General features: G+C 61.4%; 21 protein-coding genes. 6 read left to right on the top strand and 15 right to left on the bottom strand.

The features are described from left to right. Positions 1–61 precede the first annotated feature (61 nt). Positions 62–739 (bottom strand): nitroreductase, encoded by a 678-nt coding sequence (locus GTW23_RS17920; protein ID WP_252916773.1) that lies wholly within the window; start codon positions 737–739, stop codon positions 62–64. A gap of 298 nt (positions 740–1,037) precedes the next feature. Here GTW23_RS17920 and GTW23_RS17915 point away from each other — a divergent pair, with 298 nt between their 5' ends. Continuing rightward, the gene (locus GTW23_RS17915) at positions 1,038–2,693 is read left to right on the top strand and encodes a sensor histidine kinase (RefSeq protein ID WP_252916772.1); all 1,656 of its coding nucleotides are present in this window, start codon (positions 1,038–1,040) and stop codon (positions 2,691–2,693) included. Between the two features lie 187 nt (positions 2,694–2,880). Here the strand turns inward: GTW23_RS17915 and GTW23_RS17910 are convergent, their stop codons facing one another. Beyond that, a complete protein-coding gene (locus GTW23_RS17910; protein WP_152009193.1) occupies positions 2,881–3,147 on the bottom strand; it encodes a hypothetical protein in 267 nt (88 codons plus the stop codon). A gap of 12 nt (positions 3,148–3,159) precedes the next feature. After that, on the bottom strand, positions 3,160–4,299 hold the full coding sequence (locus GTW23_RS17905) for a GNAT family N-acetyltransferase (RefSeq protein ID WP_252916771.1): 1,140 nt from the start codon (positions 4,297–4,299) through the stop codon (positions 3,160–3,162). A gap of 166 nt (positions 4,300–4,465) precedes the next feature. Between GTW23_RS17905 and GTW23_RS17900 the strand changes: the two genes are divergently transcribed. Beyond that, on the top strand, positions 4,466–5,464 hold the full coding sequence (locus GTW23_RS17900; protein ID WP_252916770.1) for a LysR family transcriptional regulator: 999 nt from the start codon (positions 4,466–4,468) through the stop codon (positions 5,462–5,464). Next, positions 5,461–5,664 (top strand): hypothetical protein, encoded by a 204-nt coding sequence (locus GTW23_RS17895; RefSeq protein WP_152009196.1) that lies wholly within the window; start codon positions 5,461–5,463, stop codon positions 5,662–5,664. Before GTW23_RS17900 ends, GTW23_RS17895 begins: the two co-directional genes overlap by 4 nt. Before the next feature lie 90 nt (positions 5,665–5,754). Here GTW23_RS17895 and GTW23_RS17890 read toward each other — a convergent pair whose 3' ends face one another. The 6 genes from GTW23_RS17890 to GTW23_RS17865 all read right to left on the bottom strand — a co-directional run bounded on the left by GTW23_RS17890 (position 5,755) and on the right by GTW23_RS17865 (position 10,309). After that, positions 5,755–6,297, bottom strand: coding sequence for a MerR family transcriptional regulator (locus GTW23_RS17890; protein WP_252916769.1), 543 nt, complete (start codon positions 6,295–6,297; stop codon positions 5,755–5,757). Positions 6,298–6,566: 269 nt separating this feature from the next. After that, a complete protein-coding gene (locus GTW23_RS17885; RefSeq protein ID WP_152009198.1) occupies positions 6,567–6,890 on the bottom strand; it encodes an integration host factor subunit alpha in 324 nt (107 codons plus the stop codon). A 171-nt stretch (positions 6,891–7,061) separates the two neighbouring features. Beyond that, positions 7,062–8,033 (bottom strand): beta-ketoacyl-ACP synthase III, encoded by a 972-nt coding sequence (locus GTW23_RS17880; protein ID WP_252916768.1) that lies wholly within the window; start codon positions 8,031–8,033, stop codon positions 7,062–7,064. 9 nt (positions 8,034–8,042) lie between these two features. Further along, the gene (gene plsX, locus GTW23_RS17875; RefSeq protein WP_252916767.1) at positions 8,043–9,101 is read right to left on the bottom strand and encodes a phosphate acyltransferase PlsX; all 1,059 of its coding nucleotides are present in this window, start codon (positions 9,099–9,101) and stop codon (positions 8,043–8,045) included. 96 nt (positions 9,102–9,197) lie between these two features. Continuing rightward, a complete protein-coding gene (locus GTW23_RS17870; RefSeq protein WP_252917000.1) occupies positions 9,198–9,761 on the bottom strand; it encodes a YceD family protein in 564 nt (187 codons plus the stop codon). Further along, positions 9,761–10,309, bottom strand: a complete 549-nt coding sequence (locus tag GTW23_RS17865; RefSeq protein ID WP_252916766.1) for a ubiquinol-cytochrome C chaperone family protein — start codon at positions 10,307–10,309, stop codon at positions 9,761–9,763. Before GTW23_RS17865 ends, GTW23_RS17870 begins: the two co-directional genes overlap by 1 nt. 136 nt (positions 10,310–10,445) lie before the next feature. On the opposite strand from GTW23_RS17865, the gene GTW23_RS17860 reads away from it, so the two are divergent. Then, on the top strand, positions 10,446–10,955 hold the full coding sequence (locus GTW23_RS17860) for an outer membrane protein assembly factor BamE (RefSeq protein ID WP_152009203.1): 510 nt from the start codon (positions 10,446–10,448) through the stop codon (positions 10,953–10,955). A gap of 55 nt (positions 10,956–11,010) precedes the next feature. On the opposite strand, the gene GTW23_RS17855 is transcribed toward GTW23_RS17860, so the two are convergent. The 5 genes from GTW23_RS17855 to ribH form a co-directional block, all read right to left on the bottom strand. After that, positions 11,011–11,772 (bottom strand): bestrophin-like domain, encoded by a 762-nt coding sequence (locus GTW23_RS17855; RefSeq protein ID WP_252916765.1) that lies wholly within the window; start codon positions 11,770–11,772, stop codon positions 11,011–11,013. A 107-nt stretch (positions 11,773–11,879) separates the two neighbouring features. After that, positions 11,880–14,033, bottom strand: a complete 2,154-nt coding sequence (locus tag GTW23_RS17850; RefSeq protein WP_152009205.1) for a sodium-translocating pyrophosphatase — start codon at positions 14,031–14,033, stop codon at positions 11,880–11,882. Between the two features lie 258 nt (positions 14,034–14,291). Beyond that, entirely contained in the window at positions 14,292–15,530 is a 1,239-nt protein-coding gene (locus tag GTW23_RS17845) for an MFS transporter (RefSeq protein WP_252916764.1), read from the bottom strand. 5 nt (positions 15,531–15,535) lie between these two features. Continuing rightward, positions 15,536–16,045: a transcription antitermination factor NusB gene (gene nusB / locus GTW23_RS17840; RefSeq protein ID WP_375588804.1), complete on the bottom strand. Its 510-nt coding sequence runs from the start codon at positions 16,043–16,045 to the stop codon at positions 15,536–15,538. A 2-nt stretch (positions 16,046–16,047) separates the two neighbouring features. Next, positions 16,048–16,503 (bottom strand): 6,7-dimethyl-8-ribityllumazine synthase, encoded by a 456-nt coding sequence (gene ribH / locus GTW23_RS17835; RefSeq protein WP_252916763.1) that lies wholly within the window; start codon positions 16,501–16,503, stop codon positions 16,048–16,050. Positions 16,504–16,772: 269 nt separating this feature from the next. On the opposite strand from ribH, the gene GTW23_RS17830 reads away from it, so the two are divergent. Beyond that, positions 16,773–17,489, top strand: a complete 717-nt coding sequence (locus GTW23_RS17830; protein ID WP_252916762.1) for a DUF2161 domain-containing phosphodiesterase — start codon at positions 16,773–16,775, stop codon at positions 17,487–17,489. Positions 17,490–17,616: 127 nt separating this feature from the next. Beyond that, complete coding sequence (locus tag GTW23_RS17825) at positions 17,617–18,993, top strand: O-antigen ligase family protein (RefSeq protein WP_252916761.1); 1,377 nt, start codon at positions 17,617–17,619, stop codon at positions 18,991–18,993. 24 nt (positions 18,994–19,017) lie between these two features. Here GTW23_RS17825 and GTW23_RS17820 read toward each other — a convergent pair whose 3' ends face one another. Beyond that, positions 19,018–19,632, bottom strand: coding sequence for a riboflavin synthase (locus tag GTW23_RS17820; RefSeq protein WP_252916996.1), 615 nt, complete (start codon positions 19,630–19,632; stop codon positions 19,018–19,020).

The raw sequence follows: 19,632 nt of genomic DNA, 5'->3' as shown, positions 1-19,632 counted from the left end.
TTTGCGGGCAAGAGCAAAATGTCGGCTCTCTCGGAAAAACCGGGAAAAGGCATGGCAGCGCTTAGTCGCCGAAGCCCAGGAACCGGGTGACGTTCTCCACCGGACGGCGGCGGGAGACGACGGAATTGGCAATGAACTCGTCGTCGGGCCAGCCGAGCGCCACGCAGGTGAGGATCACCTGGTCCTCCGGAATGTTGGCGACTTCACGCACCACCGGGCTTTGCATGATGCCCTGGCCGTTGATCACCGCGCCGAGCCCCCTGCTCCAGGCCGCCAGCACAAGACCATAAGTCATGGCGCCGGTGTCGAAATGGGCGATGGTGTTACCCAGCAGATCGCGGTCGAAGCAGACCACCACCGAAACCGGCGCATCGAACTGGCGAAAACCCCGCATCACCCAGTCCTGCCGGCGCTCGGCGTCGTGGCGTTCGATGCCCATGGCTTCGAACAGCTGCACGGCGATCTCGATCTGGCGCTTGCGGTGCTCGCCCTCATAGGCGGCGTAATCCTCGATCTCGCGGCTCGGCGTGACGCCGGCGAGCATGCGTTCGGTATTGCCCTTGCGAACCCGTTCCAGCGGCTCACCGGTCAGCACGTGCAGGTGCCAGGGCTGGGTGTTCATTGACGAGGGCGCGCGGTTGGCGAGCGCAATCACCTCCTCAAGCAGATCACGCGGAACCGGCTTGTCGAGGAATCCCCGGATGGAACGACGGTCCTGCATCGCCTGATCAAGATTCATAAGTTCGCCCCCGGTTGGAAAAAAGGTCGGGCCGGACGGCCCTGCCGAACGCATGGCTACCCGATGTTGGTGCGGTTTTCAAACACTAGACAGCGAGGACGCCGCGAACCGTAGCTCAGGAGGCCTGAAACACCGCCGGACGCTGTTGGGGGCCATTCTTGAAACGCTTTTGTGTCGGAATGTCTTCAAATATGATCCCTTCGGCTTGCCGGCAGGGCAGCCGGTTAACCTATGTTAATTGACAAGTTTCCGGATGGCTTTAACTGTCTCCTGCGTGTGATTACAGGCGGAAATCGCGTTGCGACGATACTCAATTTCGACATGGCTGACTTTTTCGCTGTTCGCGATCGTTGCTCCGTTCAGCCTGTTTCTGTGGTTTCTGGCCGCGCAGCTTCAATCGAGCGAAGCCGACTCTGTCGACCGGCGAACGTTGCGCTCCGCGCAGAGCATCGCGCGCGCTGTCGAGCCGGTGATCAACAGCATGACGACGACCGTCAACCTGCTGGCCTCGACTGAGGAACTCGCCAATGGCGACCTCAAAACGTTCCATCGGCGGAGCGAGTTTGCCTTGCGTGAGACAGGCCAGTTCGTCATCGTCGTCGACGAGGCCGGCAGGCAGTTGCTCAACACCCGGGTCGACTATGGCGCGCCGCTGGGGACCATATCGGATAGCGACGGCTTCAGGAGGGCGATGGAAACCGGCAGGCCGGTCGTTTCCAACTTCTTCATGGGAAGAACCTCGAGGAAATGGGTGTTCAACGTGCTCAAGCCGGTGGACGTCTCTGTGGTATCCGATGCCCGCATGCTGGTGACCACCATGAACGCGGACGACCTGGCTGGTGCGATGGCAGAATTGCCGCTTCCCGATGGCTGGACAGCCGCAATCATTGATGGCGACGGCAATACGCTCGTGCCTGAAAGTCCGATATCGGTCCAAATGACCACCCCCGACATATTGCCGGTCGACATTCGCGCCGAAGATGTCTCCAGCCTGCCGTTCATCTCGCACTTCGACGGCCCGGAGGAGCTGGTCCTCGCTTATGCACCGATCCGCGGGACCCCGTGGAACGCGGTGATATCGGGCCCCCTTGCCTCCGCACAGGCGCCGATCCTCAAGACCTGGAAAATGCTCATCCTGGGCACGCTTGTGCTGCTGGGGGTGTGCGTTGTCGTCATCTACGCCGGCACGAAGCTGATCCGGAACGAGGTACGCGGCATCTCCCGCATGGCGGAAGGTGTCGGTCACGGTCGCGTTGTTTCGCCAATCCACACCCGGATCAGCGAACTCGACCTGATTGCGCGGGCGCTGTCGAACGCGTCCTATGACCGGAGCCAGAAGGAAGAACAGCTGACCATCGTCACGCAGGAACTTGCACACCGGACCAAGAACCTGATCTCGATCGTGCTCGCCATGGTCCGCCAGAGCTCGAAGAAGGCCAAGACCCCGCAGGACCTGGTGGCATCGACGGCAGACCGGATTGCCGGTCTCGGGCAGTCGATCGACCTGCTGACCGCCAGCGAATGGAAGGCAATCACGCTGAGGGACCTGATCGAAAACCATGTGCGCACATTCGGCTCGATCGGCGGCAATATCGTGCTCGAAGGGGGAGAATTTTCGCTCGGCTCGGACGCCGTTCAAAATCTCGGAATGGCGATCCACGAGCTTGCCACCAATGCCTCGAAATATGGTGCGCTCAGCGTCGAAACCGGCAAGGTCGAAATCAGCTGGACGGTACAGCAGAGCGAGGCCGGCGAGCGGCTCGAACTGCGCTGGCAGGAAAGCGGCGGGCCGGCGGTGACAGAGCCCGAGCAGACAAGTTTCGGCACACAGATCCTCGATCGTCACCTGAGTGCGGCGCTGAACGGCCAGACGGAGATCAACTATTGCCCGACGGGGCTGGTGTGGGTTCTTAATGCTCCGGTGGCGACCCTGAACCGGACACTTCTGGGCTGACCCTGTTGAAGTCGATGCCGCTTTCACCAGCAAAGCGGCAGAGGCCTTGAGTAGCTTTTGCCATCCCCGGGTGTCAGTCCGGCATACCAATTCCGCCCGAGGCAGCGGCAGGTAAATGAGAAAACCGGGCGGGCGCGCCGCATGCGGTGGCGTCAACCCTTGCACCCGCCCGGCAAACCGCAGGTCGTTAGGCTTCCCCGGCGGTTTTCGAGTTCAGAACGAAGACATTGTCGCTTCGTTCCGAAAACGCGAGTTTCATCTTGAGCCGCAACAGGGCTTCAAGATTCGTGTTCGACACTCTGGAAGGCTCTTCTCCCTCCCAGTCCAGCGCGGTCTGCAACACGGCCATGTTGATGAGACGGCTGAGATCGTTCAACTGCATCCGGTCGGCTTCCTCCCTGCAGGTTACAAGCGTACGAATGATCCAGGCATAGGAACCGGCGTCTGTTGTCATCGATGCTTCCTTTCAGGCCCGGGCTGCTTGCAGGTCGGGATGGCGCGCGGCCGAGGCTTCAAGCGGGCCGGGAACATGCCAGGCCCCTTCGGGCCGGATCAGGCGATAGGGGTCATCCTTCAGCGACAGCGCGGTGGGCGAAGGTTCGATATCGTCCGCCATCTCGACGAAAACATGATCGGAGAACGCGAACGGCGCGCCATTTTCCTTGAGACTGAAACCGAAATGCTGCCAGAAGTTCAGGTAATCTTCGCGCGCGTGACCGTAGATGCGCCGGAACCCCTTTTCCCTGCACAGCGCGACACTGGCCCGCACGAGCTGGAAAGCGGTCCGCGAGGTGCGGAACTCGCGTCGCACGGCAAGCCGCTCGAGCTTGGCGAAATCACCGAAGAAACGCAGCCGCATGCACCCCGCCGGCTCATTGTCGACCAGCGCCAGCAAATGGGTCGCGGCGAGATCGTTGCCGTCGAATTCCTCGTTGTAGGGGCAGGACTGCTCTCCGATGTAGACAGCGGAGCGGACGGCGGCGACCCGCATCATGTCGTCAAAACCGTTGACCACACGGATACCGGTCGGACGCAGCACCGGGTCATGGGTGGCATAGCTTGGCATGCGTGCGGAAAGCGTCTTCGGCCGGCGCGGGATCATGTAGAAATCCTCGATCAGGCGTCCGCCGTGCCAGACCCCCTGTTCGAAACCGCGCCGCACCATGGCGCGGTGGCCGCGCAGGGTGAAGGATGTCGAGATGATGTCGGCCTCGGCGTAATGGGGCGAATCAAACCGGTCCATCACGCGGTTGATGCCGGCTGCCAGCACACCGGGCGTAAAGCTGGCCCAGACATAGATCGCCGCAGGACGTTCGTGCTGGCTGACCAGATACTCGTCCTGCGGATCAAGCAGGTTGAGCGTTCCCTCGAAAAGCGCCGAACGACCTGCCTCGTTGAGCAAAAGCGCCGACATGAACCCCTCGGGCCGGCTGCGGCCTCGCCGGGTGAACAGCCAGACCGAATCGGCGTTGCGTTCAGCCACCCTGATCACCGTCGCAGGCTCGGCCAGCCGGCCGATGGCCTTTCCCGCCGCTTCAAGCAGACGCGGGACATCGGCCGGTTCGAGCCGGTTGGTCACGCTCACCATGGCCGCAGCGCGCTGCATGCGTTGGGCTTCCAAAGCCGCCTCCGCAGCCAATGCACTTGCTTTTGATGATGAAAAACTATTTTGTGGTGTGGCTGACATGGCCTGATACCCCTTCCAGTTGGGGTAGAGTAACCGTGCAGAACCGCGTTGACTTTGGCAAAGATTGTAACAGAGAGTTCCACCCATGGAACACCAGTGGCGCAATGCCGATTGGAACAGTATCCGGATCTTTCTGGCTGTCGCGCGGCTCAACAGCTTCCGCAAGGCTTCGGAAGAACTGGGCATGTCGGTCAACACCGCACGGCGCACGATCTCGCGGCTTGAAGACCAGCTCGGCTATCTGCTGCTGTTCCGTGAGGCCGAGGGCGTAAGGCTGACCGACGAAGGCCGCCGGGTCGTGCTTGCTGCACGCGATGTCGAAAGCTCGGTCTCGGACATGTGGCGTGTTGCAGCGATGGCGGAGCGCGAGGCGAACGGCCCGATCCGCCTCGCCATCACCGAGGGTCTGGGCAGCTTCTGGCTGACCCCGCGCATTGTCGACTACATGAACGAAACCGGGGCGCAGAACCGTATCGAGCTGCAATGCGCCATGCGCTCGGTCGACGTGTTGCGCATGGAAGCCGATATCTCGGTGCAGCTGGAAATGCCCAACCGGCCCGAACTCAAGGTCAAGCGGCTGGGCTATCTGCATCTGCTGCCTTTTGCCAGTTCGAGCTACCTCGAACAGTTCGGACGGCCAAAGAGCGTGGCCGACATGGTCAATCACCGTGTGGTCGAGCAGCAGACCGACCAGTTGCGCGGCTACGAGCTGGACAAGGTGTTCGGCCCGAAGATTGCCGAGCGCATAGTGCGGATGAAGACCAATTTCTCCTCGGCGCATTACTGGGCCGTTGCGAAGGGTGCAGGCATCGGCCTGATGCCGAATTATGCCCGGGCAATCGGCGGCGATGTGGAACATGTCGATCTCGGGTTCGACTTCCGTGTCGAGATCTGGCTCGCAACCCATCCCGAGATCGCCAAGAGCGCACGGCACAGGAACTTCATCGATTTCCTTACGGACAGCTTTGACGAACGAAAGTTTCCCTGGTTCGGAGCCGACACCATGACGCCGCAGGAAATCGAGAAGCAGTTTTCGCGCGAGGATCTCAGATCCTATTTCGAAGGGTTTACAGCCCGCTCATGAGCTTGCCCCGTCTTCCCCGCCCTGCTCCGGAAATCGTCACCCTTGCGACACAGGATGAACATGACCGCATCGTCATGGTCCTCATGCAGCTGGAGATGGCCCTGGCCCTGGCCAAGGCAAAGAAACTCGGGCATCTGGAGGCCCATCTTGAAGCCGCGATCGCCGAGGCGCGCAGCCTGCAATGCAAGCTGCTCAACTAACGGATTTCATGTTCAGGCTGTAGAATTTCATGCTGCTGAATACCGCCCTGGATCGTTTCCGATGGAGGGCAGAATTCACGCGGTAGAAGCTCAGCGCACCTGGTCAAGCAGCCGCTTGCATTCGAGCAGGTCGTAAAGAGCCTCCTGAAGCAGCGCGCGATCATCCCGTTTGAGACCGCCTGCTCCCGGCTCCGGCGCCTCGGCCTCGGACTTGCCGGCATCGCCGCCGAGACCGAAAAACCGGCGCGTCGACGGCAGCCGCGGCTTGCCGACCAGTTGATCTTCCTCCGCCGGCGCGGCTGCCCGCGGAGCGGGCTTTTCTTCCGCGATTGTGGCCGATAGAGCCTCCACCGCGGCCATGTCCCCGCTGCCAATCGCAATGACGAACTTGTTGCCGTTCTGCTTGAGCAGTTTCTGCACGCCCTTGATCGTGTATCCCTGATCATAGAGCAGGATGCGGATGCCCTTGAGCAGTTCGATGTCATCGGGCCTGTAATAACGACGGCCGCCGCCGCGTTTCATCGGCTTGATCTGGGTGAACCTGGTTTCCCAGAACCTCAAAACGTGCTGCGGAAGATCCAGGTCTTCGGCCACTTCCGATATTGTCCGGAACGCGTCAGGGCTCTTGTCCATTGGACCACTCCGATCTCAGGCAGCCCCGCCGGATGAACCGGACGGAAAACCTGCCAAATTCCAATCTGATGCGCACCACAGTGGGCACCAACGGCATGTCGAGCGCCGCCAGCAATCTGTGCAAAGGCGCCCCGAATCGCGGCAACAGCGCATCAGGGAACCGTCATTTCAAAGGTTTGCGTGAAAAATATCAAGTGCGATCTGAAGCAGGACCTGCACCGCCCTGTCTCGGCATTGCCCGGGACCGCTTGGTCTCGTGCCAGGGCCGCTCAGGACTTGGCTTTGCCTTTTCGGGCCAGATGCCCCTTCAGAACACGGTTCTTGAGCACGTTGGAGGCCTTGAAGGTCATGACCCGGCGCGGGCTGATCGGCACTTCCTCGCCGGTCTTGGGATTGCGGCCGATGCGTTCCTTCTTGTCGCGCACCTGGAAGGTCGCAAAGGACGAGAGCTTGACGCTGTCGCCACGCACGATGGCGCTGCAGACTTCGTCTATGACCATCTCGACGAGCTCTGCTGACTCGGTTCGAGAGAGCCCGACCTTGCGGAAAACCGCCTCCGCAAGATCAGCCCTGGTAATTGTTTTACCACTCATTTTTTCCAACCAAACTGGTGAGCTTCCCCGCCGCCCGTAGATGCAGTCCGATAACTTTATGGATCATGTTCCTCAAGGTCAAGCAACTCCCATAAATGCGCCCGCATTACTGCGCTGCACCTAAACAGCGACCCCGGAAGGGTTAATTTTCCGTTGAGAAAAACCTGACGGTTACCAGCGCAACAGCACCGATCCCCAGGTGAAACCGCCGCCCATCGCTTCCAGCAGAACAAGATCACCTTGCTTTATCCTGCCATCCGAAGCCGCCTCGTTTAGCGCCAGCGGAATGGACGCGGCGGAGGTATTGCCGTGGTGGTCAACGGTTATGACCACCTTGCCATCGTCGATCCCAAGCTTGCGCGCCGAAGCGTCGATGATCCGGCGATTTGCCTGGTGGGGCACGAACCAGTCGATGTCGCTGGAACCGAGGCCGGTCGCTTCATAGGCAGCTTCGATGACATCGGTGATCATGCCGACGGCGTGCTTGAACACTTCCCGCCCCTGCATGCGCAAGTGACCGACAGTGCCGGTCGTCGACGGGCCGCCATCGACATAGAGCTTCTCGCGATGCGCCCCGTCGGAACGCAGATGCGCGGTGAGAACACCCCGGTCGGCATTGGTGCCCTCTCCTTCGACGGCTTCGAGCACGATGGCGCCGGCGCCATCGCCGAACAGAACGCAGGTTGTGCGGTCGTTCCAGTCAAGAATGCGCGAGAACGTCTCCGCTCCGATAACAAGGACGCGCTTGGCCAGTCCGGACTTGATGTAGCTGTCGGCCGTGGTGACGGCGAAAACAAAGCCCGAGCAGACGGCCTGAAGGTCAAAGGCTGCGCCGTGATGCATGCCAAGCCGGTTCTGGATATTGACCGCGGTGGCAGGAAACGTGTTGTCCGGCGTGGACGTGGCGCAGACGATAAGATCGATATCGTCCGGGGTCATGTTGGCCCGCTCGAGCGCCTGACGTGCTGCCATCTCGCCCAGCGACGCCGTTGTCTCGCCTTCGCCGGCAATGTGGCGCTGGCGGATACCGGTGCGCTGCACGATCCATTCGTCGCTGGTCTCGACAACGCCTTCCATATCACTGTTTTTCATGATGCGCTCAGGGAGGTGAGCCCCGAAACCACGAACGACGGAACGGATCATGCTGGCATCCTAGCTGGAAGAAGTGTCACCGACCGAAACAGCAAGTGCCGAGCGGCGCGTGTGAAAAAGTTTGAGATCATGTTCGATTTTGGCCTTCAGACCGTTGCGGGCCATGTCATAGCCGACATCGACGGCTGCCGCAAAACCTTCAATGTCGGCCCCGCCATGGCTCTTGATGACGATGCCGTTCAGGCCGAGAAAGACCCCGCCATTGACCTTGCCGGGATCCATCTTCTCACGCAGCAGGTCGAACGCGCCCTTGGCGAAAACGTAGCCGATGCGCGCCATCAGGGTGCGCGACATCGCCGCGCGAAGATAACTTGCGATCTGGCGGGCGGTGCCTTCGGCGGTCTTGAGCGCGATGTTGCCGGAAAACCCCTCGGTCACCACCACGTCGACGGTTCCCTTGCCGATGTCGTCTCCCTCGACGAAGCCATAATAGTCAAAGCTCGGCATCGCGGCCTCGCGGATCAACCGACCGGCTTCCTTGACTTCCTCCTGCCCCTTGATCTCCTCGACGCCGATGTTGAGCAGACCGACGGTCGGCTTTTCGATCTCGAACAGGGCGCGCGCCATCGCCGCACCCATCATGGTGAAGTCGATGAGCTGCTGGGCATCGGCGCCAACGGTGGCGCCCACATCAAGAACGATGCTCTCACCCTTCATCGTGGGCCAGATGGCGGCGATGGCCGGCCGGTCGATGTTGGCCATTGTGCGCAGGCAGAAGCGCGACATCGCCATCAGCGCGCCGGTGTTGCCCGCGGAGACACAGACATCGGCATCGCCGGTCTTCACCGCCTCGATGGCGCGCCACATCGACGAGCGATACCTGCCGTGGCGCAGAGCCTGGCTGGGCTTGTCGTCCATGCTGACGGCGACCTCGCAAGGCACGAATGTCGAGGCTTCGCGGAGCGCAGGGTACTTGTCGAGCACAGGGCTGCAATCACTCTCGAGGCCGAACAGGGAAAAGCGGATGTCGGGATGACGCTCCAGCGCTTTGGCGACGCCGGGCACGACAACCTTGGGGCCGTGGTCGCCCCCCATCAAATCAACCGCAATCCTGATCACGCCCCGTCCTTTGTCCCCGGCTCTTCAGGCCGGATTTGTCGGCAGAAAATACCCGTTTTCGCTCTGCGTACAACCGCTTTGTCGTCGCACATGGCGTCAAGAAGCGGAATCGTCGCGCTTGAGACCTTGCAAAACCGCAAAAGGTGACGGTTTTTTGTCCACCGACGGATCACTCTCGATCCGGTCCGCATAGTCCAGGCCCGGCTTTCGCGGATACTCGTCAATCGAGAGCGCCGCGAACTCGGCAGCGACCGCACCGACATCGATCGAATCGCCGCTGAACAGTTCGGGCAGGTCCGGCCCGTCCGGATCAAGAAACATCTCGCCATTGCCGTCGACGGCCCGTTGTGCCAGGCGCGAATTCTCGGGAAGGAAGACAGCTTCGACATCCTCCTCGATCTGCTGCTGCACCGGATCGAGGGTGACGACACAGTCCTGAACGATTTCGGAGCTGACATGGCCCTTCACCCGCACACCGTCGCGCTTCCAGCGGCCAAGGGAGAGTTCGGCCTCGAACTTCAATACCTCAGGCACGCCCCACTGCCTGGCCAATCGCTGCAGATCAGCAGTGTCCGCGGCAATGCTGACCGTGATCGGATTGGCCGACACATGGCTGACCTTGACCTCGTAGGCGAACAGGTCCTTTTCTGCCTCGGTCATCATGCAACCTCCCGGTCGGAAGCATTGAACGTCAACCGGCCGGCCGCAAGGGTTTCATCCGGCACCTCTTCCACGGTGCTGGCGGTTGCGATCATCCAGTCGGCGAGCGCCTGCATCGGCGGTGCGGCATCACCGCTTTCGGGGTGAAGATTGCGCTTGAGCGCATCAATCAGGGCCTGCCGGTCGCCGGCGTCCACCGCCTGGCCGTAGGATTGGACCCGGCCATAGAACATGCGGGCGAGCTTTTTCATGCGCTTGGGCACACCCATATCGCCGATGCCAAGTTCGCGGATCGAGTGATCGACGTCCTCGAAGAAGGCGTCGACGATGTCCTGGGCCAGCGCCCTCGAGGGCTCTCCGGCTTTGCCGGTTCGGCGCAGATACAGGATGAGATGGATGGAAATCATCTCGAAACGACCCAGAACAGTGTCGGGAACGCCCATCGATTCGTAGAAGGCCGGCACCCGCGCCGCCCTGGTGATTTCGGCATATTGCCTTTCAACCAGAGCCTGATTGGATTTTTTTCGCTTGAACAGGTTCCAGATCATGAAAATGCCTTCAATGGCCGATGGATATCATCGCAACTGCAAGAGACTGGCGTGTTGCATCCGTGCGGAAGCTGGTTTACCGAATGGGACGCAAAACGCAATGGCTGCGGCTTTCAAGCCTGCGTGCCAAAGGGAGATGTCGTTGACGATAAGAGTTTTCAAGGCAACCGGACGGAATTTGCGTCTCGGCGCAGCAATCGCGCTGGTCTCGACGATCGCGCTGAGCGGCTGCACAACCGGGGAAGTCTTCCATCAGGGTTACGTCGTCGATCAGACCGCACTTGAACTGACACCTGTCGGGTCAAGCCGGGAACAGGTGCTGTTATCGCTCGGTACGCCTTCGACCACGGCGACCTTCGACAATGAAGTCTTCTACTACGTCTCGCAGAAACGTACACGCGCAGCGATGTTCATGAAGCCGAAGCTGGTCGACCAGTCGGTGCTGGCGGTCTATTTCGATGACGAAGGCACAGTCAAGCAGATCGCCAACTACACACTTCAGGACGGCCGGGTGTTCGACATGATCTCCCGTACGACGCCGACCGGCGGCGTCGACAAGTCGTTCCTTGCCCAGGTCCTGGCCGGCGCATCAAGCGCTGAATCGGCGGCGAACTCGGCCCGCAACATCCTTGGCGGCGGCAACTGATCCCAACCAGCCAGGCGCAGCCTTTCGGGCTGCGCCGCGGCCTCATCTCCATATTTCATGAGCGTGCAATCTGCTCGATAAGCCGCAGATAGGGGCCGGTTCCGATCGCTCCGGGCGGGTCGAACGGATTCGAGAAGGCGGAGATAAAGAACAGGACCAGGCCCGTGAAGGCGCCGAACATGACAATCAGCATGACATTGTGCCGCTGCACCGGATAGGGGTAGTAGGCCAGCGCGATGAGGACGACGCCGGCCATTGCCGCGAACCAGAACATGGCGCTGATCGAGCCGGCCGCATGGTTTTCACGCTTGACCCGCGTCTCCGAGATGACATGGATACGGTCAAGCATATGGCTGCGCAGGCTCTCCTGGCGCTGGTCGGCCGGCTCAAGATCAAGCACCGCCTCATACGCCGCGTCCCATTGCCCCCAGGCAGGGCCAAACAGGCCCTTGCCTTCGGCCAGATGATCCCATTCCCGTGAAACGACGAGTTCGAGATAGGCCTCTATCGGCTCCTGCACAGTCGGCGCCAGATCCGGATCATAACGCCGGGCATCGAAATAGACGTCGGCGATCGCATTGGCCTCGACGGTGCTTTCGAATTTCAGTTGCTGGTAATCCACCATTTCCTGGGCAAACACCAGCGCCAGGATAAGCCCGTGCAAGGCGGAGACCCGGAAGATCACCGAACCGGCGAGATCCTTTGTGTGCTGCTCCGGATCACCGCCGGTCAGATAGCGCATGAGCAGATAGCAAAGCAGTGTCAGTGCTGCGGTTCCCAGAATGAAACCGCTTCCTTCCAAGACAGCGACGGTCATTGCCCCTCCCGTTCTGCGCGGCTATGCGCTGCTGCGAACATAGCATCAAAAAACCCCGCGAACATGGCTGTCCGCGGGGTCCTTACTGTGACAATCCTGTCTCTTGATCAGTGCGCAAGCACTGCCAGCAACAGAAGTGCAACGATGTTGGTGATCTTGATGGCCGGGTTGACGGCCGGGCCGGCGGTGTCCTTGTAGGGATCGCCGACGGTGTCACCGGTCACGGAAGCCTTGTGGGCATCCGATCCCTTTTCGTGCTTGACGCCATCCTTGTCGACAAAGCCGTCTTCGAAGGACTTCTTGGCATTGTCCCATGCACCACCGCCCGAGGTCATCGAGATGGCGACGAAGAGGCCGTTGACAATCACGCCGAGCAGGGATGCACCAAGGGCCGCAAAGGCTGATGCCTTCGAACCGGAGATCAACAGCACGCCGAAATAGACAAACAGCGGCGCCAGAACCGGCAGCAGCGACGGCACGATCATTTCACGGATTGCAGCCTTGGTCAGGATGTCCACCGCACGGCCGTAGTCAGGCTTTTCGGTGCCTGCCATGATGCCGGGCTTTGCCTTGAACTGGCTGCGAACCTCTTCCACGATCGAGCCGGCCGCACGTCCCACGGCCGTCATGGCGATGCCGCCGAACAGGTAGGGGATCAGACCACCGAAGATCAGGCCGGCAACCACGTAGGGGTTGGACAGATCGAACGAGATCTCGCCCATATCCTTGAAGTAGGGATACAGCGTCGAGCCTTCCGCGTTCGCCTTGGCGGCAAAGAACTGAAGGTCGTTCGAGTAAGCCGCGAACAGCACCAGTGCACCGAGACCGGCCGAACCGATGGCGTAACCCTTGGTCACGGCCTTGGTGGTGTTGCCGACGGCGTCGAGGGCATCGGTGGCCTGGCGGACTTCCGGCGGAAGACCCGACATTTCGGCGATGCCTCCGGCATTGTCGGTAACCGGGCCGAAAGCGTCCAGTGCCACGATCATGCCGGCGATGCCGAGCATGGCGGTCACGGCAATACCGGTGCCGAACAGGCCGGCAAGCTGATAGGTCGAGATGATGCCGCCAACGATGACGATCGCCGGCAGAGCCGTCGATTCCAGCGAAATGGCGAGACCCTGAATGACGTTGGTCCCGTGACCGGTGACCGATGCCTGGCTGATCGAGTTGACCGGACGCTTGTTGGTGCCGGTGTAGTACTCGGTGATGACCACGATCAGCGCGGTGACGATCAGACCGACGACGCCGCAGGCAAACAGTGCCGTGCCGGTTATCGACTTGCCGTCGATAACGGCGATCTCACCCCAGCCGATGGTCAGCGAGGTGGCGCCGCCCAGGCCGATGATGGAGAGCACGCCCGTTACGATCAGGCCCTTGTAGAGCGCGCCCATGATCGAGCCGTTGGTACCGAGCTTGACGAAGAAAGTGCCCACTATCGAGGTGATGATCGATGCACCGCAGATCGCCAGCGGATAGAGCATGGCCGAGCCAAGCACATCCATGCCGCCAAAGAAGATGGCGCCCAGAACCATGGTGGCGACAACGGTCACCGCATAGGTTTCGAACAGGTCGGCAGCCATGCCTGCGCAGTCGCCGACGTTGTCGCCCACATTGTCGGCGATGGTTGCGGGGTTGCGCGGATCGTCTTCGGGAATGCCGGCTTCAACCTTGCCAACAAGGTCGCCGCCAACGTCGGCACCCTTGGTAAAGATGCCGCCGCCGAGACGGGCGAAGATGGAAATCAGCGAGGCGCCAAACCCCAATGCCACCAGCGCGTCAATCACCTGACGGCTATCAGAGGCAAGCGCCATCGGGCCGGTGAGGATGTAGTAGTAGACCGCAACGCCCAAAAGCGCGAGGCCCGCCACCAGCATGCCGGTGATGGCGCCCGCCTTGAAGGCGATGTCGAGGCCGCCGGCAAGATTGACCGCCGAAGCCTGCGCGGTGCGCACGTTGGCGCGCACGGACACATGCATGCCGACATAGCCCGCGGCACCCGACAGCACCGCGCCGATCAGGAAGCCGATGGCGGCGGTCGCGCCGAGCAACAACCAGGTAATGACGAAAACCACCGCACCGACGATGGCAATGGTGGTGTACTGGCGGTTCAGGTAGGCCTGAGCGCCTTCACGAATGTAGCCTGCGATTTCCTGCATGCGTGCGTTGCCCTGGTCGGCGGCCATCACCGACTTGGTCGCCCAGATGGCGTAGACAACGGAAAGCAATCCGCAGGCGATCACAGCAAAAAGAATTGTCATGCTGATATCCCTCCAATTTGGCCGGAATCCTCCCCCCGGCCAGGTATTGCGCGGCGAAAGCTGCACGGACCACACGTCCGGGCACCCTGCCGCATCGCGGCGGATGATTGCGACACAGGTGGGGTGCCGTCAAGGGCGCATATGGTGTTATTGCCAGGGCACAGCCAATAAGCATTGGGAAACGCTGCCGGAATGGCCGCTGATGGTCCGCGTCCGCAAAAACACCGCGGCCCAGCAGCATCACACCGGCGAGACCGTTCAGATCGAGCGGCGGCGCTCCAGCAGGACCTGCGTGCCCAGCGCCAGCAGACAGAACAGCGCAACCGGCCAGAACAGGCTGTTGAGGGCGTCCCAGCCCCACGCATTGAGCACCTTGCCCGACATCAGCGAGGAAAAGGCAACAATGCCGAACAGGGTGACATCGTGAAAGCCCTGCACCTTGTTCTTCTCTGACGGCCTGTAGGTCATGGTGACCATGGTGGTGGCACCGATGAAGCCGAAGTTCCAGCCGACGCCGAGAAGCACCAGGGCCAGCCAGAAGTTCCACAACTCGATGCCCATATGGGCGACGATCGCGCAGCCAAGCAAAATCACAAGGCCGGCGGCGGTGATGGTGTCGCGGCCGAAGCGGGCGATCAGTTTGCCGGTGAAGAAGCTCGGCGCGAACATGGCCATGACATGCCACTGGATGCCGAGCGTCGCCAGTTCCGGCGAGAAGCCGCAGCCGACCATGGCGAGCGGCGCACCGGTCATCATGAAGGTCATCAGGGCATAGGAGCCGACACCGCAGATCATCGCGGTGATGAAGCGGGACTGGCTGATGATCTCGAGAAGCGGCCTGGCCGGTGTTTCATCGTGGCCGGCGTCACCGGGCTTGGTGTCGTTGGGGATGCGCAGAAACCACAGGATCGACATGGTGATCAGGGCCAGCGGCACGAGGGCCACGAACGAGCCCGCAAACATCACCGGATCGAACAGTTCACGTGTGAAAATCACGGTCTGCGGCCCGATGATGGCGGCGAAGACACCGCCAGCAAGCACCCATGAGATGGCCTGAGCCTTGAAATTGGTGGGGGAGCCGTCGGCGGCCGCAAACCGGTACTGCTGGACGAAAGAGCCGCCCAGGCCGATAAAGATCATGCCGATGGCGAACAGCCAGAAGTCATGCCGGAACAGCGCTATAGCCGAAATGATCCCGCCAAGCGCGGTCATCACCATGCCCGAGAGGAAGCCGTAACGGCGTCCGATCTGACGCATCAGCCAGGCGGCGGGCAGCGCGCCGATCGCAACGCCGAGATTGAAACCGGTGACCGGCGCCGTTGCCAGGGACTTGTCGGCGCCGAGCAGGTAGAAGCCAGCCAGTCCACCCATGGAAATGGCGATGGGAGCGGCTGCTCCACCGAAGGCCTGCGCGCCCGAGAGCAACAGCGCGTTGCGGCGAGCAAGATTTTCGGCGTCGGTTGTCCCGGCGAGCCCCACCCTGTCGAGAAACGCCATGCTGGTCAGTCCTTGCCGGGGTTCTGGTCGCCGCGATATTTGCGTGCCAGGCGATCAAGCACCGCATTGACGATCTTGGGCTCCTCGCCGTCGAAGAAGGCGCGCGCCACATCGACATATTCATTGACGACGACAGCCACCGGCACGTCCTTCTTGGCGGAGAGTTCCCAGGCCCCTGCCCTGAGGATCGCGCGCAGCGTGGCATCAAGCCGTGACAATGGCCAGTCCTCGGTCAGACCGGAGCGAATCACCGGGTCAAGTGCACGCTGGTTGTCGACCACGCCAGATACGACGGCGCGAAACCAGGCCGGATCGGCCGGACGGTACTGCTCGCCGTCGATTTCGCTGCCGAGACGATGCGCTTCATATTCGGCGACGATCTCGAGCACGCCCGCACCGCCAATATCCATTTGATAGAGAGCCTGGACCGCGGCCAGCCGTGCTGCGCCGCGCTGGTTGGCGGATTTGATTTCCGGCTCAGGCGCCGATGGTGAGGAAGTGTCTTCTGTCGCCACGTTCAGCCCGCCAGATTGTCTTTCAGCGCGATCATCGTCAGCGCCGCGCGCGCTGCAAAGCCGCCCTTGTCGAGCCGGTCCTTGCGGACCCGCTCCCATGCCTGCTCGGCGTTCTCTGTGGTCATGATGCCGTTGCCGAGCGCGAGCGATTCGGAAATCGACAATGTCATCAGGCCGCGCGCCGATTCATTGGCGACAATATCGAAATGGTGGGTTTCGCCGCGAATGACCACGCCAAGCGCCACGAACCCGTCATACTCCGCGCCGCCCTCGTCCATTGCGTCGAGCGCCATGGCAATGGCTGGCGGAATTTCCAGGGCACCCGGAACGGTGACGACGTCATAGGTGGCGCCGCCGGCATCGAGAGCGGATTTAGCGCCATCCAGCAGGGCATCGGACATGTCATCGTAAAAACGCGCTTCAACGATGAGAAGATGCGGAATCTTGGGCTTGGCCATGACGGCTTTCCTTTTTGCGGACAGAATTGCCACGCGTCTGGGTTCCTCACTGGAACCTGAGAATTGGGTCGGATCAGAGCGCGGTCAAATCACTTTGTCCGCAGCTTGGCAAGCGGAAATGGCTGTTTGGCTGGTTCCAGCGGCCTTTTGTCCGCTTCCGCGGCCCGTGCGTACGGCAGTTGCTGCCGAATGCCTTTCCATGTTCGTCCCGCACGCTGGATCGCGTCGGCACCTTTGCGGAACGAAACGACTCCGCTATGCAGGCAATCATGAGCGCAGCCAAACCCCGAGAAACCGACCTTTATCCGCCGGTCAAGGCCCTGCTCGAAAGCCAGGGCTATGCGGTCAAGGGCGAGATCGGGGCGGCGGATATCGTCGCCGTCCGCGCCGATGAGGATCCGCTTGTCGTGGAACTGAAAACCGGGTTCTCGCTGTCGTTGTTTCACCAGGGCATCGAAAGGCAAGCGATCACCGATGTGGTCTATATCGCTGTGCCGCGCGGGACAGGGCGGGCGTTCCAGAAGGCGATCGCCGCCAATACATCGCTCTGCCGCCGGCTTGGGCTCGGGCTGATGACGGTGCGGCTGAAAGATGGGCTGGTGGAGGTGCATGCCGATCCGGCGCCCTACAAGCCAAGGAAATCCAACATCAAGAAGGCACGGCTGCTGAAGGAGTTCGCCAAGCGCACAGGCGATCCCAATTCCGGCGGCGCGACACGCCAGGGCCTGATGACCGCCTACCGGCAGGATGCGCTGCGCTGCGCACGGGTGCTCTCCGAGCTCGGCCCGACCAAGGCCGCGCTTGTTGCCAAGGCCTCCGGTGTGGACCGGGCGAGAACGCTGATGGCCGACAATCACTACGGCTGGTTCGAGCGGTTGGCGACCGGGATTTACGGCCTCTGCCCGAAGGGATCGGAGGCGCTGGCGCTGCTTGGCGATCCGGACAGCGGCGCCAAGACGGAGGTTGGGGCAGACGCAAAGAACTGAGGAGACCGGGGGTGCATTCGCCTCTCCTCAAGACCTGCCACCTCATGCGCCTTCGAGGAGAAATTTACCGTCGGTTAACCATAAATGCGGATGCTCGGAGCCTGACACCTCTCGCCCGGGCAACGGCATGCGCCACGCACCTTCCTTCACTTCCGGCCCATTGCGGCGTGCGGCCCTTTCTCCGCTGCAGCACGGTCTCGATTTTTCCCGGCCCGGTATCATCACGCCCGGGCTTCTGCGGCTGTCGGCAATCGTGCTGTCGGCGGCCGGCATGGCGCTGATGCTGATCTCGCTTCGACCCTTTGTCAGTTCCAGCCTGGTCAGCGAAACCGGCGGGGACGGCGGCAGCATCGTCAACCAGATCGGCTTTCTGGCAGCGGGCCTGGTGTTTGCCGTGGCAATGATGTGCCTGGCAAGCCGAAAAGTGCTCGCAAGCCTGCTCACGCCAAGCTACCTGATGCTGGCCGTCATCCTTGCCTATTCGGTGGCAAAGGCACCGGATCCGGACTCGATGATCCGTGCCGTGGTGCTCACCGTTATCGGCATGTTCATCGCGTTCTCTACGATTGCGCTGCCGCGCAGCGAGCGGGATTTCCAGATCGCCCTGCTTGCCGGAGCGGCGGCTGCGCTCGCCATGTCCTATGGCGGACTGGTGGTGGTGCCGGATCTGGCCACCCACGGTTACGACGCCTATGAGCCCCAGCATGCCGGGTTGTGGCGCGGTCATTTCAGCCACAAGAACGTTGCCGGCCCGGTGATGTGCGTGATTGCCATTTTCGGCATTTATCTGATGCGAACGGGTCATCGCCTCGGTGGCCTGATCATCTTCCTCGCCGGCGCGCTGTTCGTGCTCAAGACCGGATCGAAAACCACCAGCGGCTTTTTTCCGCTGTCGATCATGATCGTGATGATGGCCGGCCTGTTCGGGCGCAGCGGGGCGGCCATCCTGGCCTTTCTGGTCACTCTCGCCGGTGTGGCGGCGGCGACGTTGGGCTCGCTCTACAGCGGGCGCATTTCCTATCTGATCGAGGATCTGCTCGGTGACCGCACCTATACCGGGCGCACGACCCTTTGGGAGTTCAGCCTGTCAAAGATACCCGAACAGCCTTGGACGGGTTTCGGCCTTTACAATTTCTGGAGCACCGACAACGTCTTCCTGCTCGACAAGCCCTTTGAATCGGCCTGGGACTACCGTTTCATCGTTCACGGTCACAACAACTATCTCGATATCGTGCTCAATCTCGGGATCATCGGCGGCGCGGTGCTGCTCTGGGTGCTGTTCATCGGGCCAATGTTCAACTACGCCAAAGCACGAAAAATACCGGGTAACAGGAAGATCGCCGACATGTTCTTCATGATCATCGTCTTCGCGGCGCTGCTGTCTTTCCTGGAGACATTTTTCCTGGCGCGCAACGATTCATTGTGGCTGATGCATGTCTTTGCGGTGTTCGGCCTACATCTGGCCGCCCGGTTCCGCCTCGGCGAAGACCCGTTCCCGCGCTGACCCGGTCAGTGGTGAAAACCGAAATCAGACGGGCTTGGCGGTTTCGGCGAGACGCGCGGCATAGCGCGCCATCTGGTCCACCTCGAGATTGACGCGATCGCCAACTTCGCGTTCACCCCAGGTGGTGACCATCAGCGAATGCCGGATCAGGAGAACGTCGAAATCGGTCTGATCGACGGCATTGACCGTCAGCGACGTTCCGTCAAGCGCCACAGACCCCTTGGGCGCGATGAACCGGGACAATTCACCCGGCGCACGCAGGGTGAAACGGCGGGCTTCGCCCTCGTCCCTGATGGCAATGATTTCGGCCTGACCGTCGATATGGCCGGAGACCATGTGGCCGCCGAGTTCGTCGCCGATTTTCAGCGAGCGCTCGAGATTGATCCTGGTGCCGGCTGCCCATGTCCCGATGGAGGTCAGCCGCAGCGCCTCCTCCCAGGCCTCGACCTCGAACCAGCGGGAATTCTCACCGTCGGCCGGCAGTGCGGTCACCGTGAGGCAAACCCCCGAACAGGCAATCGAGGCGCCGATATCGATGCCGGCCGGATCCCAGGCGGTTTCGATGCGCAGGCTCACGCCCTGATCGCGCTCGGTCACTGCGGCCACACGGCCGATATCGGTGATGATGCCGGTAAACAT

Origin of the sequence: Parahoeflea alexandrii, assembly GCF_024105735.1 — a bacterium.
GTDB classification, from domain to species: Bacteria; Pseudomonadota; Alphaproteobacteria; order Rhizobiales; family Rhizobiaceae; genus Hoeflea; species Hoeflea alexandrii.
This window is presented reverse-complemented; position numbering and strand designations above follow the sequence as displayed.